The sequence below is a fragment of the Vibrio agarilyticus genome (assembly GCF_012641465.1).
Taxonomy (GTDB): Bacteria; Pseudomonadota; Gammaproteobacteria; order Enterobacterales; family Vibrionaceae; genus Vibrio; species Vibrio agarilyticus.
In genome coordinates this window covers 83,018-107,973 of record NZ_JABAIK010000001.1, presented here as the reverse complement: position 1 = coordinate 107,973, position 24,956 = coordinate 83,018, and the positions used below count along the sequence as shown (strand labels likewise).

At 46.6% G+C, this 24,956-nt stretch carries 24 protein-coding genes; 8 read left to right on the top strand and 16 right to left on the bottom strand.

Annotated elements, in window-relative coordinates; all coding sequences use genetic code 11:
• The first annotated feature begins 506 nt into the window (after positions 1-506).
• Positions 507-896 (top strand): transporter, encoded by a 390-nt coding sequence (locus HGP28_RS00470; RefSeq protein ID WP_168834467.1) that lies wholly within the window; start codon positions 507-509, stop codon positions 894-896.
• Positions 897-1,045: 149 nt separating this feature from the next.
• On the opposite strand, the gene HGP28_RS00465 is transcribed toward HGP28_RS00470, so the two are convergent.
• From HGP28_RS00465 to HGP28_RS00435, 7 genes are all read right to left on the bottom strand, one after another.
• Positions 1,046-2,149, bottom strand: coding sequence for a phosphoribosylaminoimidazolesuccinocarboxamide synthase (locus tag HGP28_RS00465; RefSeq protein WP_168834466.1), 1,104 nt, complete (start codon positions 2,147-2,149; stop codon positions 1,046-1,048).
• Between the two features lie 436 nt (positions 2,150-2,585).
• Positions 2,586-3,020 carry a hypothetical protein gene (locus HGP28_RS00460; protein WP_168834465.1) on the bottom strand — a complete coding sequence of 145 codons (435 nt, stop codon included), beginning with the start codon at positions 3,018-3,020 and terminating at the stop codon, positions 2,586-2,588.
• A 155-nt stretch (positions 3,021-3,175) separates the two neighbouring features.
• A complete protein-coding gene (locus HGP28_RS00455; RefSeq protein ID WP_168834753.1) occupies positions 3,176-3,355 on the bottom strand; it encodes a hypothetical protein in 180 nt (59 codons plus the stop codon).
• A 256-nt stretch (positions 3,356-3,611) separates the two neighbouring features.
• Complete coding sequence (locus HGP28_RS00450; RefSeq protein WP_168834464.1) at positions 3,612-4,796, bottom strand: J domain-containing protein; 1,185 nt, start codon at positions 4,794-4,796, stop codon at positions 3,612-3,614.
• A gap of 119 nt (positions 4,797-4,915) precedes the next feature.
• Positions 4,916-5,581 carry a YiaD family glycine zipper/OmpA-like lipoprotein gene (locus HGP28_RS00445; RefSeq protein WP_168834463.1) on the bottom strand — a complete coding sequence of 222 codons (666 nt, stop codon included), beginning with the start codon at positions 5,579-5,581 and terminating at the stop codon, positions 4,916-4,918.
• Between the two features lie 99 nt (positions 5,582-5,680).
• A complete protein-coding gene (locus HGP28_RS00440) occupies positions 5,681-6,370 on the bottom strand; it encodes a DUF2786 domain-containing protein (RefSeq protein WP_168834462.1) in 690 nt (229 codons plus the stop codon).
• A gap of 234 nt (positions 6,371-6,604) precedes the next feature.
• Positions 6,605-7,282, bottom strand: a complete 678-nt coding sequence (locus tag HGP28_RS00435) for a DUF3334 family protein (protein ID WP_168834461.1) — start codon at positions 7,280-7,282, stop codon at positions 6,605-6,607.
• A gap of 234 nt (positions 7,283-7,516) precedes the next feature.
• Between HGP28_RS00435 and ydiJ the strand changes: the two genes are divergently transcribed.
• Positions 7,517-10,567, top strand: coding sequence for a D-2-hydroxyglutarate dehydrogenase YdiJ (gene ydiJ, locus HGP28_RS00430; RefSeq protein ID WP_168834460.1), 3,051 nt, complete (start codon positions 7,517-7,519; stop codon positions 10,565-10,567).
• 148 nt (positions 10,568-10,715) lie between these two features.
• Here the strand turns inward: ydiJ and HGP28_RS00425 are convergent, their stop codons facing one another.
• Positions 10,716-11,066 carry a DMT family protein gene (locus HGP28_RS00425; protein ID WP_168834459.1) on the bottom strand — a complete coding sequence of 117 codons (351 nt, stop codon included), beginning with the start codon at positions 11,064-11,066 and terminating at the stop codon, positions 10,716-10,718.
• A gap of 276 nt (positions 11,067-11,342) precedes the next feature.
• The gene (locus HGP28_RS00420; protein ID WP_168834458.1) at positions 11,343-12,068 is read right to left on the bottom strand and encodes a DUF3581 domain-containing protein; all 726 of its coding nucleotides are present in this window, start codon (positions 12,066-12,068) and stop codon (positions 11,343-11,345) included.
• A gap of 342 nt (positions 12,069-12,410) precedes the next feature.
• On the opposite strand from HGP28_RS00420, the gene HGP28_RS00415 reads away from it, so the two are divergent.
• Positions 12,411-13,154 carry a sporulation protein gene (locus HGP28_RS00415; protein ID WP_168834457.1) on the top strand — a complete coding sequence of 248 codons (744 nt, stop codon included), beginning with the start codon at positions 12,411-12,413 and terminating at the stop codon, positions 13,152-13,154.
• A gap of 38 nt (positions 13,155-13,192) precedes the next feature.
• On the opposite strand, the gene HGP28_RS00410 is transcribed toward HGP28_RS00415, so the two are convergent.
• The gene (locus HGP28_RS00410) at positions 13,193-14,254 is read right to left on the bottom strand and encodes a DUF3187 family protein (protein WP_168834456.1); all 1,062 of its coding nucleotides are present in this window, start codon (positions 14,252-14,254) and stop codon (positions 13,193-13,195) included.
• Positions 14,255-14,619: 365 nt separating this feature from the next.
• Here HGP28_RS00410 and thrS point away from each other — a divergent pair, with 365 nt between their 5' ends.
• The 4 genes from thrS to rplT all read left to right on the top strand — a co-directional run bounded on the left by thrS (position 14,620) and on the right by rplT (position 17,807).
• Entirely contained in the window at positions 14,620-16,548 is a 1,929-nt protein-coding gene (thrS, locus tag HGP28_RS00405) for a threonine--tRNA ligase (protein ID WP_168834455.1), read from the top strand.
• 3 nt (positions 16,549-16,551) lie between these two features.
• Positions 16,552-17,103 (top strand): translation initiation factor IF-3, encoded by a 552-nt coding sequence (gene infC, locus HGP28_RS00400; protein ID WP_168834752.1) that lies wholly within the window; start codon positions 16,552-16,554, stop codon positions 17,101-17,103.
• Positions 17,104-17,218: 115 nt separating this feature from the next.
• Positions 17,219-17,413 carry a 50S ribosomal protein L35 gene (rpmI, locus tag HGP28_RS00395; protein WP_168834454.1) on the top strand — a complete coding sequence of 65 codons (195 nt, stop codon included), beginning with the start codon at positions 17,219-17,221 and terminating at the stop codon, positions 17,411-17,413.
• A 40-nt stretch (positions 17,414-17,453) separates the two neighbouring features.
• Positions 17,454-17,807, top strand: coding sequence for a 50S ribosomal protein L20 (gene rplT / locus HGP28_RS00390; protein WP_004727974.1), 354 nt, complete (start codon positions 17,454-17,456; stop codon positions 17,805-17,807).
• Positions 17,808-18,223: 416 nt separating this feature from the next.
• On the opposite strand, the gene HGP28_RS00385 is transcribed toward rplT, so the two are convergent.
• The 6 genes from HGP28_RS00385 to napF all read right to left on the bottom strand — a co-directional run bounded on the left by HGP28_RS00385 (position 18,224) and on the right by napF (position 22,879).
• On the bottom strand, positions 18,224-18,376 hold the full coding sequence (locus tag HGP28_RS00385; protein ID WP_168834453.1) for a TIGR02808 family protein: 153 nt from the start codon (positions 18,374-18,376) through the stop codon (positions 18,224-18,226).
• Between the two features lie 12 nt (positions 18,377-18,388).
• Complete coding sequence (locus HGP28_RS00380; protein ID WP_168834452.1) at positions 18,389-18,964, bottom strand: NapC/NirT family cytochrome c; 576 nt, start codon at positions 18,962-18,964, stop codon at positions 18,389-18,391.
• Positions 18,965-18,989: 25 nt separating this feature from the next.
• Entirely contained in the window at positions 18,990-19,460 is a 471-nt protein-coding gene (locus tag HGP28_RS00375; protein ID WP_168834451.1) for a nitrate reductase cytochrome c-type subunit, read from the bottom strand.
• Positions 19,461-19,557: 97 nt separating this feature from the next.
• Positions 19,558-22,047, bottom strand: coding sequence for a periplasmic nitrate reductase subunit alpha (gene napA / locus HGP28_RS00370; protein ID WP_168834450.1), 2,490 nt, complete (start codon positions 22,045-22,047; stop codon positions 19,558-19,560).
• A complete protein-coding gene (locus HGP28_RS00365) occupies positions 22,044-22,343 on the bottom strand; it encodes a chaperone NapD (RefSeq protein WP_168834449.1) in 300 nt (99 codons plus the stop codon). Before HGP28_RS00365 ends, napA begins: the two co-directional genes overlap by 4 nt.
• On the bottom strand, positions 22,340-22,879 hold the full coding sequence (gene napF / locus HGP28_RS00360; RefSeq protein WP_168834448.1) for a ferredoxin-type protein NapF: 540 nt from the start codon (positions 22,877-22,879) through the stop codon (positions 22,340-22,342). Before napF ends, HGP28_RS00365 begins: the two co-directional genes overlap by 4 nt.
• 303 nt (positions 22,880-23,182) lie before the next feature.
• Here napF and narQ point away from each other — a divergent pair, with 303 nt between their 5' ends.
• Positions 23,183-24,940, top strand: coding sequence for a nitrate/nitrite two-component system sensor histidine kinase NarQ (narQ, locus tag HGP28_RS00355; protein ID WP_168834447.1), 1,758 nt, complete (start codon positions 23,183-23,185; stop codon positions 24,938-24,940).
• Positions 24,941-24,956 lie beyond the last annotated feature (16 nt).

Below are 24,956 nucleotides of genomic sequence, written 5' to 3'. Positions count from 1 at the left end.
GGTTCTTAGGTTAGGACAGCACACCAATGGTTTGTGCTTTGTTGGGCTGCATGGTCATATTGTACGGTCTGTAGTTGAGTATCCCCTTACTGAACCGTGGCGAAATTTTAACGGTATGTTGCCAAGCTTGTAAATACGCATGCGTGACCCTGACTAAAAACGCGTAAAATAGCGTCAATCTGAACGCAAAATAAACGCTTTTTATTAGTGTTTAATATCAATTAATGTCAGTTTTTTGGGTTAGTATTCCGGTATTGATGAGTTCGTTGATTGTTTATTGGGCAAAATGGCTATATTTCTGTTGCGGTGCATTCGTCACCAATTATTGCCGATTGGGAGCGAATTGGTTATTTAATATGAGCTTGGTTTGTTACAAAGCGTCGATTAATATGTCTTTTTAATCTGACGTGGAGGCATAAAAGACTAATGTTTTATATCGTCTTGCTATATCGGAAAGAGTGCTCGATAGTAATTCAAGTGTAGTTGCCGTAAGGTCGAGGAACGATATGGAAGAGTATGGCAAAAACAGTATCGAGTTTGATTATGCGCACTTTCTGGGCGCCTCATGCAATAAACGTTGGACGTTCATGGAAGCGCTGGAGACCATTGCACCAGTGTTTACTGTGATCTGGAAGAGCAATTTAGTCCAGTTAGCGACACCAGAAGAGCGTTTATGGGAGAACGCGCTCAAAACGATGTCGTTACAGCAAAGCGATGAGTCCAACTTGGTTACTTTATTGCAATTGGCGCAAACCGAAGGTTTTGATGAGCTAAGGGTTGCGATGCCTTATGGGCTTGATCCAGAACAAGTTGAATATATTCAGTCTCGCTGCGGTGTGGTGCTGGAATGGCCAAATGGCGATGGTTTTACCGTTCAACTCGCGTCACCATCTTGAGGATGAGCTTGGTTAGCGCGCAGTTGGCTTTGATAAAGTATTCCAATACCTAAAACACGCCAGTGCAATAGCCCGAGTTTTCTCGGGCTTTTTCGATTAATAAGCAGTCATTACCTACAACCACGTCGTGCATTTAACACAATACTCGATCAGTCAATTAAACCGTAATCGCGAGCTAAGATGTCAATGATTTCCTGTTTGGGGTTATCACTGAGTTGAATTGGCGCACCGGTAATTTTCTCTGCGATGGCCAAATACGTTTGTGATAATGCATTAAACGCTTCGGTAGGAAGCGCATTATCACGGGCAAGTGCTTCACGCTCCGGCATGCGATTTTTGTTTAATAGAATATCGGGATCGGGGAAATAGTTGAGGAGAAACTGGCGAAAGCCCTCTTTTGAGTTCTCGATGATTTCTCCGCGCTCATAAGCGGCTTTATCCCAAATACGTGATGAATCCGGTGTTCCGACTTCATCCATGTAGATGAGTTTGCGTTTACCTGCGGCGTCGGTGACGTAACCAAACTCAAATTTGGTATCCACAAAAATCTGAGCAATATCGGCCAACGCTGCTTGAATCACGGCAAAGCCTTCTTTGAGTAGCTGCTCATAGGTAGCAACATCTTGTTCTGCTTCAAAATTAAATGCTGCGAAATTCTCTAGAATGTTTTGGCGAGTAATATTGACGTCATCGGCTTCAGGCACGCCTGGGATCCCTTTCAAAATCCCTTTGGTTGATGGTGTGATGAGCAGCTCTGGTAACGCTTTATCTTTTTCAAGGCCCTCGGGTAACTCAATACCACAAAATTCGCGTTCACCTTGACTATAAGCTCGCCACATTGAGCCGGTAATGTATTGACGGCAGATGGCTTCAATCATGACCGGTTTGGCTTTTTGAACAATCCACACAAAAGGGTGGGGGATATCAAGGATATGGCTATCTGCCAGGCCTTGTTGTTTGAATAACCCAAACCAATGGTTAGAGATAGCGTTGAGGGCGGCACCCTTGCCCGGTACACCGTTAAGGCCATTTTCACTGTGCCAGATACAATCAAATGCGGAAATACGGTCACTGATCACCATTATGGCTAGTGGCGCATCAGGGGCAACATCGTAACCTTTCTCTTGGATCAGGCGCGCGCTATCTTCTGGCGTTAGCCAGTAAACGGAGCGTACCTTGCCACTATGTACAGGTTGATGTGTACGAATTGGGAGATCATTATTGACCGCGAGAACTTGATCAGCAGAGCGCATGAGACATTCCTATCTTACTAACAGCGTTGAACTGACCCGTGTATCCCCTTTCTACTTGAAGCTACAGGGTGTTTTGTTTGCCGCCTCCCTGCATCGCCAAGTTGTTTGGGTATAGAACACTGGGCAGTGGAAATTTAAATACTCAGATGTATCTATCCTATTACAGCGTTATTGCCATCTTAGCTTCAAAATTTCGTTAATTGAAAGCTACACATGAAGGCGTCATTCGCTTTTGTTGGCTCGTATTGCCAAGACGATACATAGAGAAAAGCACAAGCTACTTGATATGAGTAGGTGAAGCCGCGTTGCGCGCGGACCACAGTGACAAAGTGTACTCAAGCTTTGTCATTGTGGTGCATCATACCAGAAATGATTGTAACCGCCAGTGAAAAAGCAAACGTTTGCGTCATTTGTTATCACATCAATTCGGTCGTGCTTAGTGAAGCTGCGTTTGACTTGGATTTATGAAGAAAACCACACATTCACGTGCGACGGCATAGGCTTTTAATTTCTGCTGCGTGATTTTATCAATGTGATTGGATGCGATGATGGCGCTGGCGTTTCCGGAGTCGATCGCCTTGATAATAATATCGGCTTCAGTGAAATGATGTGACTCTTTCAAATGCACCACGTTTTGGCAGCGTATTGCATGAGATGAAAGTTGATTAAAATCGGGGCGAGGGCATTGATGCGTGACCATGACCCAGCGAGGTTGCTGTGAACGGAATGCTAACTCAAACAGCATGGCTTCAGAGAGCGCCATCGGACGAGTGGGTTGTGCGATCACGTTGTAGCGTGAGTAGCGATGTGCCGATGTTGAATGTGAAGACGATGAAAGCGCGTGTCCGTACTGAGTCTGTTGGAACTGCATAATACTGTTTCTCCATACATGCTGTATGAACATACAGTATTTGTTTTTGCATTACTGATCAAGTCTTTTGCCGTTTTTTTCTACACATATTCTAATGTATAGTTATTTAGCGCCGTGTGATCACTGTGGTGGGCTGCTTTGCTGTGGCATCGGCATTAGGCGTGAGAGAGCTTCGCTCGAAGGGCAATTTCGTCGAGGTTAAATTGGCGTACGTCGATTTTGGCGATGTCATGGCAGTGAGGACAAGAATAGTGATGTTTGCCATCAATATAATCGTGGCGTGCCAATAGGCCATTTTTCTTGCACCAATCGCAGATTCCCTCAGTGTTAAACATGCTTGAAATCATTATCATTTTCCTTGTGTTGTTTGGACGTCGCGCTATCAAATAGCCTCGCTTTGTTCAACGGCGTTACTTGCTTGTCGCTCACCTGCCTTTTCAGCGGGTTGGCTAGGTGAGTCTACCGTGCAAAATCATGCCATATCAGTGTCGCGCGAGTATGACACAAAATGGTATCAATTGTTAACTCGGTGTTAATTTTCGTGATAAGTACAGTGTGTTAGGGGCTTTTGGCTTTCGCGAAGAAAGGGGATCAATAAGGGCGTTTTGCAAGCGCGTTTTGCACTAACTCCAAGGCTAAATTGAGTCGCGCCATTTGTGCATTAGAGCCTTGTGCATCAGGGTGGTATATTCGAGAGAGCGCCTTATAACGACACTTAATGTCATTGGAAGTCGGCGCATCGTTCACGTCGAATCCGAGAGTTGCGTACGCCTTGGCCAGCGTATGCTGATCGCATTGGCTTTTATTAAGTGCCATTTGCTGAGTAAGCGCATCACAATGATGACGTAACACGTTGTGCTTTTGCGCGAGGGCGTTGTAGCGAGCTTGCCATCGAATGATTGTGGTAGATTCACAATGAGGCGAGCCACTTTCGAGTCTTGAGTTCACTTGCCGCTGTACGGTGCGTCGCTGTTGAATCAACACAAAAATGCCAAACCCAGAAAAGAGCGTAATAATAATGCCCAAGGCCGCGCTGAACGAGAAAGGTTGGCCTATTTTAGTCGCTGATGCTGCCAAATCATTTGGCATCAACGGTGAGTCTGACTGTGCGATGGTTTGGCCATGGTCGAGCACACTGACTTGCGCACTCTTGGCGTCGCCCTGCGCTTGTGAAAGCTGTTTGAGCTGAGCGCTGCGTCTCTCGTTAAATTCAGTTTGCAGCAAATGCGTATAGTGTTCTTGTGCTTTTTTATGATGTGGCGCAGCAAGTTGATACCAAATTTTTGCCAAATCATTCATGGTTAATACGTTACTATGTTGCTCTAAAAGCTGGGCGATACGAAATTGCGCGTCGATATCCCCTTGAACTGCAAGGGCGGAAAACCAGCGTAATGCACTCGCGATATTGGTTGGTCCAAAGTCAGTCGTCAAATAGCCATAGGCTAAGCGCTGTTGGGCGCCGTAATGACCCAAATCCGCCGATTTAAGATACCAATAATGAGCCAGTGCTTTTGGATGTTGTTGTGATGACGTTGATATAGGTGAATTTGAGGTGAGTTGGCATCGTTCGAACGTGCGTCCCAATTTGAATTGCGCGATAGGATCGCCTAAGACAGCTTGTTGACTAAAACGGTCAATAACCTCTTTGGAGCATTGAACAGCATGAGAATCGAGTGTTGCGAAAGCAGGCGTAGTATCCACGGTGTTCGCCGCGGATCTATGGAGCGGAGCAAACGCTGCAATCAAAGTAATAATAGTGAGAGGGAGTTTTGCCATAGTCGATTCACATTTTATACCCAAGTGACTTGGCTACAGAGTAACAGAGTAACAGAGTAACAGAGTAACAGAGTAACAGCGTATAAAAACACGACTGTTACTCAGTAAAGACGAGGTGATTAACGCAATGGCAGAATTTGAATCTCGACTCGGCGATTGCACGCGCGGCCTGTCGTGGTGTCGTTGCTGCAAAGTGGGTAACGTTCGCCGTTACCACGAGCTATCGCGCGGCCTGCAGCGACGTTTTGACCGATAAGGAATTGACGAACAGATTCGGCGCGACGTTCAGAAAGTTGCTGATTGTAAGAGTCTGAACCTGTGCTATCGGTGTAGCCATCAATCACCAATGAGGTGTCTGGGTATTCGACTAAAATGCGTGCAACACCACGAAGGGTATTGTGAATGCTCGCGTCCAGTTGGTAGGAGTCAGAGGCGAAACCGATACCGTTTTCAAGGCGTAGTAATAGCTGATTTTCACCCACGCGCTCAACTTGAACACCTGAGTTAAGTAGCGCTTGGCGTAACGCGCGTTCTTGTTGGTCAAAATAGTAGCCAACGCCGCCGCCGACCGCTGCACCACCTGCCGCACCAATGAGTGCACGTTTACCGCGATCTTTTTTATCGCCCGTTGCTGCGCCAAGAACGGCGCCCGCAACCGCACCAATGAGCGCGCCTGTCGTAGCAGAATTGGTTTCATTTTCACCTGTGGTGGCATTTTGACGTTGCGTCATTTGACAGCCGCTTAATGCGGTAACCAGCGCCAAAGCAAGTGTTAGTTTTTTCACAACAGCATCTCCATGGGGTGGGGTAAATGGACCCACAAGTTGTTTAATATAGGTTTATTCATCACCGCGCAAGTGTAGAAGATTTTATTTGGTTTAATGTTAGTTTTTGGTGATTTGTTTCGCGGCTTTAGCGCCTTCTACGGGACGGTTGACGGAAATTCGACGGCCTTTTTTTAGACCAACTTCATAATCAGCTGTTAGATTTTTCATTGCTTCTTTGAGCTGCTTTTTAAACGTCTCACGATCAATGTTTTTAAATTCACGATCAATGTAATTGTTGATCGTGTTGGCCGAAGCATCATCAGGCGCGATCTCAGGCAATTTCTCAAGAGCGCCTTCGACCCATCCAGAAACATAAGAATTGACGCGGCGAGTCACTTCGGTTGTCGATGTCCCAGAGCCAGCGAAGCTATTGCGAAATTGTCCAGTGCTCTCATTCATTTCACGGTAAATGACGTCAAACGCAAAGGCGGCGAAGATTGCGCGGTCAGCTTCGCCAATAAACTCGACGCGTTTAAGCCCTTTGTGATTGAGCAGTACGGCTTCAACGCCAAACTTGGTATTGATACCACGAATGATTCGTAGCAATACTGAGCTAATGGACGCGGGCAGCAAATGGCTCGATTGCGTTTTCCCCATCTTGATAAACTCGATATCGTCTTTTTCAAGACCATATTTGAGCATCAAACGGTGCGCCATTTTGATCGCATTAGCCGCTTCATTGACATTAGCAGAGTTACCAAGTTCCAAACACTTAGCAATTTTTTTTAACGCTTTCTGCTTATCCATGGGGAAACCAAACACCCTTCGCTTGAGAAAAGTCGACTATTTTACCGATTTTTGGGTTAAAACGAAATGGCTGTTGGCGCTCAAGGCAAAATCGAAGCGGGAGTGGGCACAATATATGGGTATATACCCAAGTCACTTGGAAAAAGAAGATAGAAAGAAAAAGCGCCATTGGGCTCAAAACCATTAGCGCTATTGGATGTTAAAGTGCGTGTAGCCGTTTGGGTATAAAACGAATTACAAGCCGAGCTCGTCCAGCAGGTCGCTTTCAGCAGAACGCGCACTAGCCTGATCGGATTTCGCTTTCATCCCATCAATTGCCGCTTGCAAAATATCATCTGGGTTTTCATCTTCAGGCACCTCAAACTCCTCGAGTTGGATAAACTCAGTTTTATCCATAGCAAGTTCAAGATAAAAAATATGGTTGTTTTCGGTTGAGAAAGTGACACGTCGTGCTTGCGGGCGGTCAAGGTTGGTATCAACGGATAGCACGACTTGCTTGTTTAATGACAGCATCTTAGGCTGATTTTGCGTGATGTTGGTCTGCAGCTCTTTGCGAATTTTATTGGTAAAGTCGCCGACGAGCTGGTTCATCAGCTCTCCGAGCACATCGCCCACTTCATCAGAGGTGTGGCTAACAGCAAGTTCTTCTTCCGGCATTCCCATATGGCGCATGTATTTGGTGTAGATCTCAAGTGCTGCTTTTGCCGTAAAATTGATCACAACCAAGCCAGTAAAACCGCCATCAAAGAGAACGAAGCAGCCAAAATCAGGCTTTAAGCTGGTTTTGTTGATTTTTTGTACCATAGCAGAGTATTGCACATGACTGGCGGTCGCCTCGCTCAGTACGCCTGAAATGGATTGGCAGAGTTTTAAGAGAATGTCTTCAGTAGTGACGACTTTGTTTTTTTTCATTGTAGGTACTCACGTCCTTGAATAATGCTGACGTCATTATACTCAAGTCCAATCGCGGCGCTAGGGCTGCTCATTGGAGTTGGGTCATGACGCAGTGACTTTGTGGATTGTTGTGATCTTGGAGTGAGAATCTGTTTTGCTCGCTTTTCAAATGAGGTAAAGTGAGGGCACTCAAATATTAATCAAAATATTCTCCCATAGCGCATGATGCGCGGTGGTAGGGGCAGGAAGCAGATGTTACCAAGACTCAATTCTCACGCGGATGTCGATCCGATTGTGCTGCGTTATTTGCGCGATCTAAAAGAAGCCGGATTTCGTGGTGATATTGAAACACAATATTCAAGCCGTTTGGCGGTCGCAACAGATAACAGTGTTTATCAGCAGTTACCTCAGGCGGTGATACACCCTCGCACAACCGACGACGTTGCACTGATCGGCCGCACGTCGCTCAAAACCGATTATGAACGCGTTACATTTTCCCCACGCGGTGGCGGTACGGGCACGAATGGTCAGTCGTTGACGACGGGAATTGTGGTTGATTTATCGCGCCATATGAATCAAGTGCTCGAAATCAATGAAAAAGAGGGCTGGGTGCGGGTTCAAAGTGGTGTCATTAAAGATCAACTCAATGATGCCGTACGTCCCTATGGCTTTTTCTTTTCTCCTGAATTGTCTACCAGTAACCGAGCCACTATCGGTGGTATGGTCAATACCGACGCCTCTGGGCAAGGCTCACTCAAATATGGCAAAACATCCGATCATGTATTATCGCTGCAAGCCGTGTTTGCCGATGGTTCTGTATTGGAGTCAGACTTATCCCATGGTCTACCAATGGCGGGTGAATACGCAGAACAAGCGTTACGCGTTACCGAACAAGTTTGCCGCGATAAGCGCGCGCAGATCGTGGCAAAGTTTCCACCGCTCAATCGATTTTTAACCGGATACGATTTAAAAAATGCGCTGGATGAGGATCGTGACCAGTTTGATTTGACCCGCGTACTATGTGGCGCGGAAGGGTCATTGGCGTTTATTACCGAAGCAAAACTGAATTTGACACCATTACCAACGGCTCGAACCTTAGTGAACGTGAAGTATCGCAGTTTTGATTCTGCGCTACGCAATGCGCCGTTTATGGTACAAGCCGATGCGCTCTCTGTTGAAACCGTGGATTCAAAAGTATTGAATCTGGCTAAGCAAGACATTGTTTGGCATACGGTCAGTGACTTACTGACCGATGTGCCTGGCGAGGAGATGCTTGGGATCAACATCGTTGAGTTTGCCGGGGAAGATGCTGCCCAAGTTGAGCGGCAAGTCACCCAGCTCTGCGCCAAGCTTGATACCATGTTAATGGAAAAACAAGCCGATATTATTGGTTATCAAGTCTGCTCTGATTTAGCGAGCATTGGTCGTATTTACAATATGCGTAAAAAAGCGGTCGGCCTGCTTGGCGCGGCAAAAGGGCGCGCCAAGCCGGTTGCCTTTGCCGAAGATACCTGTGTTCCACCAGAAAATTTGGCGGATTTTATCGCGGAGTTTCGCCAGTTATTAGACAGTCACGGTTTGCAATATGGCATGTTTGGTCACGTTGATGCTGGGGTGCTTCATGTGCGTCCTGCGCTCGATATGTGCGATCCACAACAAGAGCTATTGATGCACCAATTGTCGGACGAAGTGGTCAAATTGGTGGCGAAATATGGCGGTTTGATGTGGGGCGAACACGGAAAAGGCTATCGTTCAGAATATGGCCCAGCCTTCTTCGGTGATGAGCTGTTTACTGAGTTACGGCGCGTTAAATCGGCGTTTGATCCGCATAATAAGATGAACCCAGGTAAGATTTGCACCCCGCTCGAAAGTGATGCGGAGTTGGTGAAAGTGTCTGCGGTAAAGCGAGGCTATTTTGACCGTCAAATCGATGTCAAAGTGCGAGACAGTTTCAAAGCTGCAATGGATTGTAACGGTAATGGCCTGTGCTTCAACTACGATGCAAACTCGCCAATGTGTCCATCGATGAAAGTGATGGCCGATAGACGTCAATCGCCAAAAGGGCGTGCGGGTTTGGTGCGTGAATGGTTGCGTCAGTTAACAGAGCAAGGCATTGATATTCTTGACCTAGAAAGGCAATCTTTAGAGGCAGGAGTCAGCATTAAGGCGCTGCTTGATCGTGTTCGCCATAGTTTGAATAAGCACAAAGAAGCGGACTTTTCTCACGAAGTTTTTGAGGCGATGAATGGTTGCTTGGCGTGTAAGGCGTGTGCAAGTCAATGTCCGATAAAAGTGGATGTGCCCAGCTTCAGGGCTCGTTTTCTAAATCTTTACTACAGCCGTTACCAGCGTCCAGCCAAAGATTATCTGGTTGCGAATATTGAAACGTTACTACCGTGGATGGCCAAAGCGCCCAAACTTATCAATGGTGTCTTAAAACAGCCAGTGATTAAGTCCATCACTGCGGCCACGATTGGTTATATAGATGCGCCTTTGCTTTCGGTTCCCACACTTGCGCGGCGGTTAGCAACGCTAGAGCCGTACAGTTTTGAACGCTTATCCAGCTTATCTGAGCAAGAAAAAGCCAACTATGTGCTGATTGTGCAAGATCCCTTTACCACCTATTACGATGCCCCTGTCGTGGAAGATTTTGCGATGCTTGTCAGCGCCATGGGTAAAACGCCAGTGCTATTGCCGTTTAAACCAAATGGTAAGGCGGAGCATATCAAAGGCTTCTTGCGCAAGTTTTCGCAAACTGCTAGTGCTACCGCGGCGTTTTTGAATCAAGTGGCGGCGCTGGGAATGCCACTTGTCGGTGTCGATCCTGCTCTCGTACTTTGCTATCGCGATGAGTACGATGAAATTTTGGGTGATAAGCGCGGCGATTTTAATGTGGTCACAGCCCATGAATGGTTATTGCCTTTGGTGAGCGACGGCAACTGGTGTGCCCAATCGGAAGTCGACCCAGAACCTTGGTATCTTTTCGCTCACTGCACAGAGAAGACCAAGTTACCGAGTGCAGAAAAACAGTGGTTAGATATTTTTGCTCAGTTTGGTGCCAAGCTTGAGCCTGTTGCCGTTGGGTGTTGTGGTATGGCTGGTACATTTGGTCATGAGCAAGACAAATATGAGGTGTCGAAAGCCATCTATGAATTAAGTTGGCAACCTAATTTGGCGCGATTGCCTAAAGAGCGCTGCTTAGTAACGGGGTATTCATGTCGCAGTCAAGTAAAGCGTTTTGAACAGATCCAGCCGCTGCACCCAGTTCAAGCCTTGCTGCAAGTGGTCAAGTCGAGAAAATAGTATCGTCACCAGCCGCTAGTCTTGCACTTTCAACTCAAAATATGCGCCTTAACTGCGGCAGTGGTTAAGGCGCTTTTTTTAGGTTAGCACGACGCGTTTTTATCAAGCTTTGATGAACAGTGGGCTACGGCGCTTAGTATTCGTCTGTTTAGGCAAACTTACTGCGAAACGCAAAGTAAACCGCACCGACGAGACAGAGCCCGGCCCAAAGATAATCCAACTTTAATGGCTCGCGCAGATAAAACACGGAAAAAGGCACAAAGACCATTAAGGTGATCACCTCTTGTAATATCTTAAGCTGGCCAACATTGAGCGCGGTATAGCCAATACGGTTGGCAGGCACTTGCAATAAGTACTCAAATAACGCAATGCCCCAACTGATTAAAGCGGCGATGATCCACGGCTTATTGTTAAGTTCTTTGAGATGTGCATACCAAGCAAATGTCATGAAAATATTGCTGCAAACGAGCAAGGAGATGGAAATAACGATAGGGTTCATACAGCGATGTCTAGTCAGAGCCGAAAATGTTTTCGGTGTAGCCCAAGGTTTGAGTGTCAAGGTGGGCTTATCAGTAAAGCGCTAGTGTAAGAGGATGAAAACACGTGGTAAAGCGCTTTTTTGCTTTGGCTTATCGCTAAATGGTTCTATACCCAAACAGCTTGGAGTTGCAGGTAGGCGGCAAACGAGCAATGCCTCTGAGCATAGGTAGACTATGTGATGTGGCGTTGCTCGTTGGTGGCTTGATTTGTCGCACTCTTGCCGCGTACTGTCTTATTAGGCTGCGCAGTCGAACTGTTTTAAGAAATCCGCTTTACGTGAATTAAAACGGGCGACTAAATCATCAACACTCACCTGACAGTAGGGTTTTAATCCGGTTGCAACCATGCGCTTACGCCCGTGGCCGACGACGTCACCGTCTTGCTTGAAGGTAAAGTTCAACGTGACAACGCCGCGTTTTCCATCGACAGCAAATGTCGCACCACTGAATTCAACTTCAGGGCGGGTTAAATCAAGGCGCTCAAATTCCACTTCCATGCTTTCATAAATGACCAGTGGACGTTGGCAGTTGATCATCATTTGCTTTTCTTCCATCAAGGGCACCATGATGTGAGGAAAATTTTTGCCTGAAAATTGTACGTAGTTTGTCACGATATGCTCAATAAGCTCAGGGCAGTGGTGTGTCTCACCTTGATGAGTCATACGCAGATATTCTTTACCTGTCGCATCGACAACGACCTGCTGATCGTTTGAGCGTGATTCAATATGTAGCGTAACGCCTTCACTTACCATGCCAGCAAAATCAAACCGCATCTTTTGACTAATGCCGCGCTGCTGAAGTAAGACGGCAAACAGTAGATCACCTGGGACACAAAAGCGTTTGCTCTCTTCATCATGGATAGGATTAAAATCACCCGCCACTTTTTTTGCAAAGTGGCTCGCTTGTTGACGAGTGAACTCAAATTGCTGATTTTGAGTGGAGAAATAGGGATTTAGAAACATAACTAACACGCCATGAAAAAAAGTTGCGCCAAGTATAAGCGACAAGGCCAAAGTGAATGGTCCATCCAGTGTTGCCAGTTGTTATTGTTCTAGACGGTTCGAGTATAGTAAATCTTAGTGACTTCGGTATATTAGAGGTTTGGACGATGGCGTGATAATCCAATTCGTTCTAGTTACTTGGGTATATATACCCTTTCCACTTAAAGTTGCAGCGTTGTTGGCTGGCTCTCACAAACCTCATCACATAGTCAATCTATGCTCAGAGGCTTTGCTCCTTTGCCGCCTACCTGCAACTCCAAGTTGTTTGGGTATAGATCGAAATGATTTGAGGAACAGGGAATTATGCTAAAGAAATTAAAAGCATCACTCGGTATTGGCGGTGCAAAGGTTGATACTGTTTTGGACGAGATGAGTGTGGCCCAAGGCGCTATTTTAACGGGGCGGGTTGAGATCCTCGGTGGGGATGTAGGGCAGCAAATCGAGGCCATCACAATCAAGTTAAACACGGAAATGAAAGTGGAAAATGACAATGGTGTCTCTTACCAAACGTACACATTAGACACATTGCAGGCGGTTGCCCCATTTTATCTTGAGCCTAACGAGAGTAAGAGCGTGCCATTTTCATTAAAGCTGCACGATGAGACGCCGATTACCGCACTTAACGCCACAAATAATCAATGTCACGTCTGGTTAGAAACAACGTTAGACATTGATTTCGCCATTGACCCTCGCGACCGCGACTTTTTACAAGTCCGACCGCTACGTGTTGCTGCTGAGGTGATTCGTACGATTGAGATGGCGGGCTTTACCATGGTGAAAGCCGATGTTGAAAAAGGTTTTCTTCGTGGACACAATTTTTCATCAAACTCTGGCTGCTATCAAGAAATTGAATTTCGCCAAGGCGGTTTCTTATCCAGCAAAGAAATCGAATTGTCGTTTATTTTAGATGGTAATGCGCTGCACTGTTTGGCTGAAATTGACCGCTCTTTGGGGCTGAGTGGCGATCAGTACCGCTCTTTCACGCTCCCCTTAACAGCAACCAGTGACCAGATCCAAGCGGCGCTAATTCCCGTGCTGCGCGCTTAGTGTCAATCGGTGACGCTGCGCGGGTATCGACCATCCGTTCAGTGAAACCGATAACGATAGTTCAACAAAAAGGCGACATCGGTACTGTTATCCATATTAAAAACGTTCTCAATGATTACCAGCTCAATCGCTGACTGACTCATAACATAACGATAACCGGCGACGACTTCTTGGGATGTTTTCGAGAGATCAGTGTCGTTATCCAGTTCACCTTGATACGCGTGGTACTCAATGATCCAGTTGTGATGCGCAGAAGATTGATATTGATACCCCACGGCTCCGCTCCAAGTAAATTCTCGTTTGGCAATATTGGCGTTACGCCAGCCTTTATTACCATGGTGCGTCGCACCAATTGAGCTGTAAATGTGATGACTACCTTGGTGCCATGCATAGTTAAGTTGCAGCGCTTGCTCAAAGTCATGCCCTTGAAATGGGCCGTTAGTTACGTTGTTGTAGTAGAGGGTTCCGCCGAGACTGATGGCGTGCTCTTTAGTTTGAAATAACTGCCACTGGCCATAGAGGCTAAAGGCTGAGCTGAGGGTTCGTCCTTCAATGTTTTGATGATCAAAACCATCGCGAGAAAGCGCAAAGACCGACCGATGGCGAGCGACTTCATCTCGACCATTTTGTTCAATCCCTGCCCATTGGTGAAATGCCAAGCTGACCCCGTCAATATGGTTATCTGCCGAGAATACCCAGCGATAGCTCAACTCCCATTGCCATTGAGGAGAGGCTTGCCATGCCCAGCCGAGTGAAAGGGAATTTTGATAATAGTCCAGAGTGTAATGGTCGGTATGAGCCCAGACACTGGCAATGGTTGCTGAGCCAAAAAGTTCCATTTCACCCACATTGAATCCCCGTGCATCGCGTAATTGAGGGGTTAAACTGTTGGCCTGAATCGGTGACTGTGCGTAAGTACGCAGGGGGCCATACTCCTGCACCGCGTGCGGTTCGAGTATTTGAGATTGGGCTTGAGTGGGTGGCAGAGCTGACGCGAAAAGAGTCATAGCGAACAGAGAAAACCGCACAGTTCGTTGGAGTGTCGCAACCCCTGTTTTGGCATACCAAAGATTGTGTAAGCTTGAGGCTAGCGTCACCATGAGCGCACTCCTTTACGTCTTCTTTCTCCCTTAATGTAGGGGGAAGTCTGGTGACTATCTGGCGATTTAAGCGCCTTCGCCAACTCGATACGCCATATCAAATATGAGAGCATTGATTGACGATTTATGTTTAAAAAACGGCACGTTGCGTCGTTATTGAGCTGGTGACGTATTCGAGCTCTGTGTGATGCACCGCCAGTTGTGGATTGCGGCTTGGCAAAGTAGGGGGGAGGAGGTAAACTCGCTTGCCAGTGAAGGTTCGGTATACGTGTTACTGAGTGACCTTCATTTCTTTATGGGGAATTCCCTAAACCAAACTTGAACATGTGTTGCTTGGTGTGCAACACCACTGTAAAGGAAATATCATGCCAATTATTACTCTTCCTGACGGCAGTCAACGTCATTTCGATAACCCAATCTCAACTATGGATGTGGCTTTGGACATTGGTCCTGGCCTTGCAAAAGCGACCATCGCTGGTCGTGTTAATGGTGAACGCGTCGATGCGTGTGATTTGATTGAGAGCGATGCAACGCTTGAAATCATCACCAATAAAGACCAAGTAGATGGGTTGGAAATTGTACGTCACTCATGCGCGCACTTGCTGGGTCATGCGATTAAGCAGCTGTATCCACAAGCAAAAATGGCGATTGGCCCTACTATCGATAACGGTTTTTACTACGATATTGACCTTGAAGAGTCATTGACGCAAGACGATCTTGAAAAGATCGAAAAGCGCATGAAAGAGCTTGCTAAGACCAAATACCCTGTCATCAAGAAGAAGGTTAGTTGGCAAGAAGCCCGCGACACATTTGAAGCGCGCGGCGAAACGTATAAGATGGAAATCTTAGATGAAAACGTGTCACGTGATGACCGCCCAGGCCTTTATTTCCATGAAGAATACATCGACATGTGCCGTGGTCCTCATGTGCCAAACATGGGTTTTTGTCAGCATTTTACGCTGTTAAACGTTGCGGGTGCATACTGGCGCGGTAACAGTGACAACAAAATGCTTCAGCGCATTTATGGCACAGCATTCCACGACAAAAAAGCACTGAAAGACCACCTGACTCGTCTTGAAGAAGCCGCAAAACGTGACCACCGTAAAATTGGTAAGCAGCTCGATTTATTCCACATGCAGCAAGAAGCACCTGGTATGGTGTTCTGGCATCATAACGGTTGGTCGATCTTCCGCGATTTAGAAGTGTTTATCCGCAGCAAACTGGATGAATATGGCTATCAAGAAGTAAAAGGCCCTCTCATGATGGATCGTGTCCTTTGGGAGCGTTCTGGTCACTGGGATAAATACGCTGATGCTATGTTTACCACGTCTTCAGAGAACCGTGAATACGCAATTAAGCCGATGAACTGTCCGGGTCATGTTCAAATCTTTAACCAAGGTTTGAAATCGTACCGCGATCTTCCATTGCGTATGGCAGAGTTCGGTTCATGTCACCGTAATGAGCCGTCGGGTGCACTACATGGGATCATGCGTGTGCGCGGCTTTACTCAAGACGATGCGCATATTTTTTGTACAGAAAGCCAAATTCAAGAAGAAGTGATTGGCTGTATTAAGATGGTTTACGATACATATCAAACGTTTGGCTTTGATAATATCGTTGTGAAGCTGTCTACGCGCCCAGAAAAACGTGTTGGTTCTGATGAAATTTGGGACCAATCAGAAGAAGCGCTAAAACGCGCGCTGGAAGCACTTGAAATCCCATATGAGATTCAAGAAGGTGAAGGGGCATTCTACGGTCCGAAAATTGAATTTACACTGCACGATTGTCTTGACCGTGCGTGGCAATGCGGTACTGTTCAACTGGACTTCAACCTACCAAACCGCTTAGGCGCGACTTATGTTGGCGAAAATAACGAACGTCTGATCCCAGTGATGATTCACCGTGCTATTTTGGGTTCGTTAGAGCGTTTCATTGGTATTTTGATTGAAGAGTATGCTGGCTTCTTCCCAACGTGGCTTGCCCCTGAGCAGGTTTCGATCATGAACATCACTGATAAGCAGGCTGATTATGTTCAGGAAGTCGCTCAGAAACTACAAAAATGCGGAATTAGAGCGAAAGCGGACTTGAGAAATGAGAAGATTGGCTTTAAAATCCGCGAACACACTTTAAAGCGTGTACCGTATTTGCTTGTTTGTGGTGACCAAGAAATGGAAGCCGGTGAAATCGCAGTACGTACTCGTAAAGGTAAGGATCTCGGTAAGTTTAAATTGGATGACTTTATTTCTTATATCCAAGACGAGATCGCAAGCCGTAAGCTCAATCTGGAGGAATAAGCTATTAAAGGCGGAAGACGTGGCCAACAACCGGCCAAGCAAAACCAGCATCGTTTAAACGGTGAAATTCGTGGCGTTCGTGAAGTTCGTCTTACAGGTGCAGATGGCGAATCTGTTGGTATCGTTTCAATTCAAGAAGCGCTTGATGCAGCTGTCGAAGCTGGTATGGATCTTGTTGAGATCAGCCCTAACGCCGAGCCACCAGTCTGTCGTGTGATGGACTACGGCAAGTTCCTCTTTGAAAAGAGCAAAGCTGCGAAAGAGCAGAAGAAAAAGCAAAAACAGGTTCAGATCAAGGAAGTTAAATTCCGTCCTGGAACTGATATCGGAGACTATCAGGTAAAACTACGCAACCTGACTGGTTTCCTAGAAGACGGCAACAAAGTGAAGGTAACAATTCGCTTCCGTGGCCGTGAGATGGCTCACCAAGAGATCGGTGTTGACGTTCTAAATCGTTTGAAAGAAGACACAGCTGAATTTGCAGTTGTTGAATCTTTCCCAACGAGAATTGAAGGTCGTCAGATGATCATGGTGCTTGCCCCTAAGAAGAAGTAATTTACGGCTTACAAGTAATTGAACCCTGCCGTTGACCTTATAAAGGAAACGCGGCAGGGTTTTATTCGCCTAGATTACGTGTTTATTAAACTACTACAATGCGGAGTTCTTCATCATGCCTAAGATGAAAACCAACAAAGGTGCTGCTAAGCGTTTCAAGAAAACTGCTGGTGGCGTTAAATACAAGCGCGCTACGAAACGTCACATCTTGACTAAGCGTACTACTAAGAACAAGCGTCAGCTACGTCCAAACTCACTACTTCCACGTTGTGAGCTAGCAGCTGTTGCTCGTATGATGCCATACGCATAATTCTTTTTAGTTATTAATCGTTTAGTTTAGGAGAAGCATAATGCCTCGCGTAAAACGTGGTGTACAAGCTCGTGCACGTCATAAGAAAGTTCTAAAACAAGCTAAAGGTTACTACGGTGCACGTTCACGTGTTTACCGCGTAGCTTTCCAAGCAGTTACTAAAGCTGGTCAATACGCTTACCGTGACCGTCGCGCTAAGAAACGTCAATTCCGTCAACTATGGATTGCACGTATCAATGCGGCATCTCGTCAAAATGGTCTATCTTACAGCCGTTTCATCAACGGTCTTAAGAAAGCATCTATCGAGATCGACCGTAAGATCCTTGCGGACATCGCAGTATTCGACAAAGCTGCATTTGCAGTACTTGTTGAAAAAGCAAAAGCTGCTCTATAAGTTAGCAGTTTAGGTTTAAGAAAGAGGAGCATTTTGCTCCTCTTTTTTTATGCGTGGCGTTTCGCGCTGCCAGTGATTTTTTATCAACTAGGCCCCTCACAACGAGTACTAGTGAGTAGAAATTACTGAACAAGGTCAAAATCGCTTTGTTTGCTTTGTTTGCTTTGTTTGCTTTGTTTGCTTTGTTTGCTTTGTTTGCTTTGTTTGGTGAAGTGTCATGCTGGTCGCCATCGGCTTCATACTTGAACAAGTGATTACAATGAATTGCGCTGTATAGAGTACTATCGGCCTCCTTGAGGTAAGGATAGAAAGATACTTTGATAAAGTGAGCGTAAGAAGCGTAAGAAGGGTAAAAAGTGAAAGAGGGAAGCCAACTTGGCTTCCCTCTTTCTTTGCGCTCTCTTTGCGGATTGACGTTATTCTACCGCGTCATCGGTGCTAGATTTGTCTTTGCTGAGCGACAAAACCCAAAGAGAAATAGCAGCGACCGCGATAAAGCCAGATAAAAAGATCACTGGCACGGCTGCCAACCCTAGCGTTTGCCAGATAATGTATTCCAATGTGCTCATTATGAGTTCCTCTTACCAGCCTTCAACGCCGTGCATGCTTGGCAGTTTATGAGCAATACCTTTATGGCAATCAATACAGGTTTTTTCGCCGCTTGCGAGCCTGGTTGAGTGCTGCGCTGCGCTGGTATTGCTTTGTTCAGAAAAGTCCATGAATTCGAACTGATGGCAGTTACGACACTCTTGTGAATCGTTGGCCTTCATTCGCGCCCATTCTCGCTCCGCGAGATGGCCACGACGTTGTTCAAATTTTTCCGGGGTCTCAATTGTGCCGAGAACAAAATGAGCAAATAACTCTTTCGATGCTTGCACTTTGCGCACGATTTTGTCGCCCCATTCATGTGGGACGTGGCAATCGGCACACACCGCACGGACTCCCGTGCGATTGGCGTAATGCACGGTTTCTTTGATCTCTTCAACAATTGGGGCATGGCAACCCGAGCAGAACGCTTCGGTGTTAGTCGCACTCATACCAGTGCTAAAGGCTCCCCAAAAGAGCAAACCGCCAGCAAAGCCCATAAACAGCACAATACCGACTGCTGCTTTACTAGGACGAGTGAGCCGTTGCCAAAATAATTTTATGAATTTCATATTGTTACCTTATGGTTGTTTGGCATCATTTGAGGGCTTGAACGCGCTCAAAATCATTTTCAACCAGTGGTTTGGCATCGGTTTGTGGCACGTGACACTGAAGACAGAAGTAGCGACGCGGTGACATATCGGCTAATACCGCTTCGTCACGATCCATATAATGGGTGACACTCACTTTCGTTGCGTTCATGGCATCGGCATTTTTCCAGCTGTGGCACGATAAGCATTTGTTCGCATTAAGAGAAACTTCGTAATGGCGAACGGCGTGTGGGATCAGCGGGGGCTGGTAGACAAAGCTGCTTTCCAGTTGTTGCTCTTTAGGGATCTTTTTAAATGGATCAGCCGGTCGAGTCTCTTCTAAGCGGGTATCGCCACGTAATGATGATAGCGCGCCGGTACCGCCAGGATTTTCAAGCTCGGCGAACACATGCTTGCTGGCTAGTGCGCCACAAAGCAGTGCGGCCGTCGCAGCCAAGGTGATAATGATTTTTTTCATATTTGTTTCTCCGCCTAAAAGGCCAATTTCTTAACGTGGGAGAGCAACTCTCCCACGTGTTTAAATTCGATTGTGTCTCGAACGTTGCCGAGCACAATTACGCAATTTTGCTCACTTTGACTGGGCACTTTTTGAAGTCGGTCTGTTTTGATAGCGGGTCGGTCGCATCTAAAATCAGCTTGTTAATCAATATGCGCGCATCGAAAAAGGGCACAAACACTAACCCTTTAGGTGGGCGGTTACGTCCACGAGTTTCAACTCGAACGCGAACTTCCCCACGTCCATTACTGATCAAAACTTCTTCGCCACGGCGCACATTGCGCGCTTTCGCATCGTCAGGGTGCATGTAACACAATGCATCTGGTACCGCCTTATAAAGTTCAGGGACGCGGCGCGTCATCGTGCCAGTATGCCAGTGCTCAAGCACACGACCGGTACAAAGCCACAAGTCATGCTCTTGATTTGGCACTTCAGGTGGTGCTTCGTAAGGGGCCGAAATGATTTTGGCACGGCGATCTGGGTTACCGTAAAAGTCCCAACCGGAACCTACTTTCGCATAGGGGTCGGAACCTTCGCGGTAGCGCCATAATGTTTCTTTTCCGTCAACCACGGGCCAGCGTAAGCCACGGACTTGATGATAAACATCATAAGGTGCTAGATCGTGGCCATGATCGCGGCCAAAGCGTGCGTACTCTTCAAAGAGACCTTTTTGAAGGTAGAAGCCAAAGTCATGTGATTCGTCGTTAAGTTCGCGCACTTCTTCAAGAGTGAACTGGTCAACCTGACCGTTTTTAAATAAAACATCAAACAGTGTTTTACCGCGGTACTGCGGCGCCTTTTCTAGCAGTGCTTCTGGCCAAACCTCTTCAATTGCAAAGCGCTTAGAAAACTCGACTAACTGCCAAAGATCAGATTTGGCTTCGCCAACGGTTTTGACTTGTTGATACCAGGCTTGAGTACGGCGTTCTGCGTTGCCGTACGCACCTTCTTTTTCAATCCACATCGCGGTAGGTAAAATTAAATCGGCCGCTTGCGCGGTTGCCGTCGGATAAGGGTCCGATACAACGATAAAGTTGTCTGGATTGCGATAGCCTGGCAAGCGCTCTTCATTAATGTTGGGGCCTGCTTGCAGGTTATTCGTACATTGAATCCAGTAGCAGTTGAGTACACTGTCTTTTAACATGCGGTCTTGTTGCACCGCATGGAATCCCACTTTGGCGGGAATAGTGCCTTCGGGTAACTGCCAAATGTCTTCGGCAATTGCGCGGTGTTTTGGATTTGCAACCACCATATCAGCGGGCAAACGGTGTGCGAAAGTGCCCACTTCACGTGCAGTACCACAGGCAGAAGGTTGACCCGTGAGTGAAAATGGACTGTTTCCTGGTGTCGCAATTTTTCCGGTAAGTAGGTGAATGTTGTAAATGAGATTGTTCATCCAAACACCACGGGTATGCTGATTCATACCCATAGTCCACAGTGACATCACTTTAATCTTGGGATCTGCGTATTGCTTTGCGAGGGCAATCAATTTATGAGGTTCAACGCCGGAAATCTCTGCCGCTTTTTCAACAGTATAAGGCGCAACAGAGGCTTTATATTGAGCAAATGAAATAGGGGTGATCTTACCTGAGTTTGCGTTTTTAGCGCTGATTTGGCGTGGATCAGTGTCACGCAAACCGTAACCGATATCGGTATCTGCTTGGTTAAAATTGGTGTGCTTATTAACAAAATCCCAATTGACGGCATCGTTTTCAATGATGTAATTGGCAATGAAGTTAGCAATAGCAAGATCCGATTGAGGGTTAAAAATATACCCGTGATCCGCTAGCTCAAATGAGCGATGCTGGTACGTAGAAAGTACATTAACTTTCACATGTGGGTGACTTAATCGACGGTCAGCAATGCGCGTCCAAAGGACTGGGTGCATTTCAGCCATGTTAGAACCCCAAAGCACAAAAGCGTCGGCGTGTTCAAAGTCGTCGTAACAGCCCATAGGCTCATCAATGCCAAAAGCGCGCATAAATGCAACAACAGCAGAAGCCATACAGTGGCGAGCATTTGGGTCGATATTATTGGAGCGAAAGCCTGCTTTCATCAGTTTGGCAGCTGCATAGCCTTCCATAACGGTCCATTGTCCCGAACCGAACATGCCGATACTGGAAGGGCCTTTTTTCGCTAAAGAGGCTTTCCATTTATCTGCCATGATATCAAAGGCGCTGTCCCAGCTGATGGGAGTGAAATCACCATCTTTATGATATTGACCGTCTTTCATTCGCAGTAATGGCTGAGTTAAACGGTCTTGGCCATACATGATTTTGGATAGAAAATACCCTTTAATACAGTTAAGACCTTTATTGACTGGTGATTCAGGATCACCTTGGGTCGCAACAACTTTGCCATTTTGGGTTCCGACGAGAACAGAACAACCCGTGCCACAGAAACGGCAAGGTGCCTTATCCCAGGTGATTTTGGACTGGTCAGAACTGGCAATAAGATTGGTTGCGGAAGTTGGCAGGGTGATCCCAGCTACCGCCGCAGCAGAGATCGCGGCGTTGGCTTTGACAAACGCTCGTCTTGTAATTTTCATAACGCACCCTCTAGGGAAGATTGTGTAGATTGAGCCATCATTGGCTCGTCAAATTCGATTTGGTGATACACCATCACGACACTCAGCACGGATGGTAATTGGTTAATTTGGTCGATGATGGTGGTAATGAAACCGTGGGTCTGCGTTTCCAGTACGACCACCAATTTGCCTTCGGCGTTTTCGCCGTAAATTTCGAGTTGCGGGATCTCAGCCAGCGCTGTTTTGAGTGTTGTCAGCTGCTCGGGTCTGGCATGAATAACTAAGCTTGAAATGTGGACTTCGTGGTTGCCGCTCATTGGCACTCCGTTATTGTGATCGTGTGAGTGTGTGGGTCTGATGGTTTTGTTATGCCCGCTTGTAGCTCAAGACTGAGCGCTTGAGTTGGGCATGGTGCGATACACGCGCCACAACCAACACAGCGTTCGTTATGCACTTGAGGCTGGGCCACGCGACCGATGCCGAGTTGAAACGTGATCGCTTGGTATTCGCAATTGTCGCTGCAGCCACGACATTCCACGTTACGCAGGGCTAAGCAGTTGGATGTGAGTGTGATCTCTGCTTGCCATGGCGTGTGCTGCTGTGAGTAAAACAGCGGCTTTGGGCAAGCTTTGACGCATTGATAACAGAAACTGCATTCGCCTTGAGTAAAATCAACCGTCGGAAAGCCACCGCTGCCTAACGTAATAATGTGATTTTCACAAACTTTCACACACGCACCACAGCGGTCGCACTCGTCAAGAAATTGCGCCGGATCTCGAAGCCAAGGTAGAGTAGGGTTCATCAACGGTTGTTTTGATGGGCGAAACCACCGCCGTTTAGTTAAATCCACCATAGTTTTCCCGCGTGCAGTAGAAGGCTGTTCTGTTCATAATCTTTTACGTATTTGCGGCAAATTTTTATATTTCGACGTAATTTCATAAATACCCCCAAAGGGGTAAATGCTAGGTAGCTTTGTTTTAGATCAAATAAGTCCGGTATATTTATTCGGCACTATATGCCCAAGTAATCTCAAGATGCTTGGTTCAGCGAGAATGATTTGGTTTGTCAGTGAGGCGAGGATTTGATGAAGTGGCATTTTAGAGCGAATTGAGTAAAGAGAATGGTATTAGCAAAAGTGTTAAAACGATTTTGCCCCATGCATAAGCCTATGACGGTGACGGGGACGATAGGGCGTGCGATGTCATTAGTCGTGGTGCTTGCTATTGCCACAATTGGCTACGCTTTTGTGCTCTTGATGGCGACCTTAAACGATGCAGAAGCACTGAATGTTGCAGGCTCAATGCGAATGCAAAATTATCGATTAGCCCATGATATACAAACACAATCACACGACTTTTCTTCTCATATCTTGTTATTTGAGCGTTCGATTTACTCTCCTTCATTAAAAGCATTGCAGGGCTGGAGCGTGCCAAACGACATCACGCAAGACTATTACCAATTGATCCACCGTTGGCATGAACTGAAATATTGGTTGGTTAACGGTCAGCGCGAGAACTATCTTCTCGCCATGCCAGAATATGTCAGCAAAATCGATGCGTTTGTTTTCAAACTGCAAAACTACTCGGAGCAAAAATGGCAGCAACTGGCTTGGGCTGGTGGTCTTGGATTAGGCGGGATTTTGATCACCAGTCTTTTTGTGGTGATCTATGTGCGCCGAGAAATTGTCGCCCCTTTAAGCGCGCTAGTGAATGCAAGTGAACAGATGCAAGCTAATGTCTTTTCGGTGCCACTTAGAGTAGTAAGTGAGAATGAACTAGGTATGCTCACTCGAACGTTTAATCGAATGGCGCAAGAGTTGCACGCCCGTTATCGAACCTTGGAGCAGGCCGTCGATGAGAAAACGCGTCGATTACAAAAGGCCAATCAATCACTTGAATTACTCTATCACTCTTCTAGTCAATTGACCGCATCTCGAATCAGCACAGAGAACTTCTCATCTGTAGTAGCGGATATGGCATCGATTGAAGGGGTAAGTGCGGTGAAGCTTGAAATTTACAATCAAGGTGAAGCGCCACTGGTCATCGTTAGGCAAAAGGCGCAGGTTGAATATAAGTCCGTTTCATTTGTTGCGACGCCTTTCGACAGTCATAAGCCTATGGAAGATATCGAATCGACATGGGCATTTAGCGAATCGTTATTAATGGGCGAACAGTCACTTGGTCGGCTGAGCTGGAATGTGGTGCTTCCGTGTCCCGACAGCGCGTTGATAGAGAGCTTTAAGAGCATGCTATCTCGAGCGATATATTATAATCGAGCGCAGCGGCAAGCGGAGCAGCTTTTGTTACTCAAAGAGCGTGGTGCGATTGCTCGTGAATTGCACGACTCACTGGCTCAATCGCTCTCTTACTTAAAAATTCAAGTGGCTTTACTGAAAAAGCAAGCTCGGAAAAAAGCGGTTGCTTCAGCAGCCGATCCTATCATTGACGAGTTGGATAGTGCATTGGCGGATGCGTATACTCAGCTTCGCGAGTTACTCACAACGTTTCGCTTATCAATTGGTGAGGGCAGTTTTGGCGGCGCATTGCAAAGTATGATTGCGCAACTGCAAGAGCAAACCAGTGCCAAAATTGGTCTGAATAACGCGCTCTCTTCGATGACCTTAGCAGCTCACGAGCAGGTTCATTTGCTGCAACTGGTTCGCGAAGCGGTACTGAATGCCGTGAAACACGCTCATGCCTCGCACATCGATGTCGATTGTCGAGAAGAAGATCATCATGTCATTGTTACCATTAATGACGATGGCATTGGTATGAAAGACATTACAAGTAAAATGCATCATTTTGGTTTGGCCATCATGCATGAGCGAGCAGAGCGATTGGGTGGCACACTTGCCGTGGTCAGTGCGTTAGGAGAAGGGTGTCGCGTAACGGTGCGTTATCCTCGCTCTGTGTGATGGGGAGCGCTGAAAG

Coding starts and splice junctions, on each gene's coding strand:
- napA (WP_168834450.1), bottom strand. CDS start 22,047: ATGAAAATTACAAGACGAGCGTTTGTCAAAGCCAACGCCGCGATCTCT.
- HGP28_RS00470 (WP_168834467.1), top strand. CDS start 507: ATGGAAGAGTATGGCAAAAACAGTATCGAGTTTGATTATGCGCACTTT.
- HGP28_RS00415 (WP_168834457.1), top strand. CDS start 12,411: ATGCTAAAGAAATTAAAAGCATCACTCGGTATTGGCGGTGCAAAGGTT.
- rplT (WP_004727974.1), top strand. CDS start 17,454: ATGCCTCGCGTAAAACGTGGTGTACAAGCTCGTGCACGTCATAAGAAA.
- HGP28_RS00425 (WP_168834459.1), bottom strand. CDS start 11,066: ATGAACCCTATCGTTATTTCCATCTCCTTGCTCGTTTGCAGCAATATT.
- narQ (WP_168834447.1), top strand. CDS start 23,183: ATGCATAAGCCTATGACGGTGACGGGGACGATAGGGCGTGCGATGTCA.
- HGP28_RS00460 (WP_168834465.1), bottom strand. CDS start 3,020: ATGCAGTTCCAACAGACTCAGTACGGACACGCGCTTTCATCGTCTTCA.
- HGP28_RS00410 (WP_168834456.1), bottom strand. CDS start 14,254: ATGGTGACGCTAGCCTCAAGCTTACACAATCTTTGGTATGCCAAAACA.
- napF (WP_168834448.1), bottom strand. CDS start 22,879: ATGGTGGATTTAACTAAACGGCGGTGGTTTCGCCCATCAAAACAACCG.
- HGP28_RS00380 (WP_168834452.1), bottom strand. CDS start 18,964: ATGAAATTCATAAAATTATTTTGGCAACGGCTCACTCGTCCTAGTAAA.
- HGP28_RS00420 (WP_168834458.1), bottom strand. CDS start 12,068: ATGTTTCTAAATCCCTATTTCTCCACTCAAAATCAGCAATTTGAGTTC.
- HGP28_RS00385 (WP_168834453.1), bottom strand. CDS start 18,376: ATGAGCACATTGGAATACATTATCTGGCAAACGCTAGGGTTGGCAGCC.
- HGP28_RS00365 (WP_168834449.1), bottom strand. CDS start 22,343: ATGAGCGGCAACCACGAAGTCCACATTTCAAGCTTAGTTATTCATGCC.
- HGP28_RS00440 (WP_168834462.1), bottom strand. CDS start 6,370: ATGGATAAGCAGAAAGCGTTAAAAAAAATTGCTAAGTGTTTGGAACTT.
- rpmI (WP_168834454.1), top strand. CDS start 17,219: ATGCCTAAGATGAAAACCAACAAAGGTGCTGCTAAGCGTTTCAAGAAA.
- thrS (WP_168834455.1), top strand. CDS start 14,620: ATGCCAATTATTACTCTTCCTGACGGCAGTCAACGTCATTTCGATAAC.
- HGP28_RS00465 (WP_168834466.1), bottom strand. CDS start 2,149: ATGCGCTCTGCTGATCAAGTTCTCGCGGTCAATAATGATCTCCCAATT.
- HGP28_RS00455 (WP_168834753.1), bottom strand. CDS start 3,355: ATGTTTAACACTGAGGGAATCTGCGATTGGTGCAAGAAAAATGGCCTA.
- HGP28_RS00375 (WP_168834451.1), bottom strand. CDS start 19,460: ATGAAAAAAATCATTATCACCTTGGCTGCGACGGCCGCACTGCTTTGT.
- HGP28_RS00435 (WP_168834461.1), bottom strand. CDS start 7,282: ATGAAAAAAAACAAAGTCGTCACTACTGAAGACATTCTCTTAAAACTC.
- ydiJ (WP_168834460.1), top strand. CDS start 7,517: ATGTTACCAAGACTCAATTCTCACGCGGATGTCGATCCGATTGTGCTG.
- HGP28_RS00450 (WP_168834464.1), bottom strand. CDS start 4,796: ATGGCAAAACTCCCTCTCACTATTATTACTTTGATTGCAGCGTTTGCT.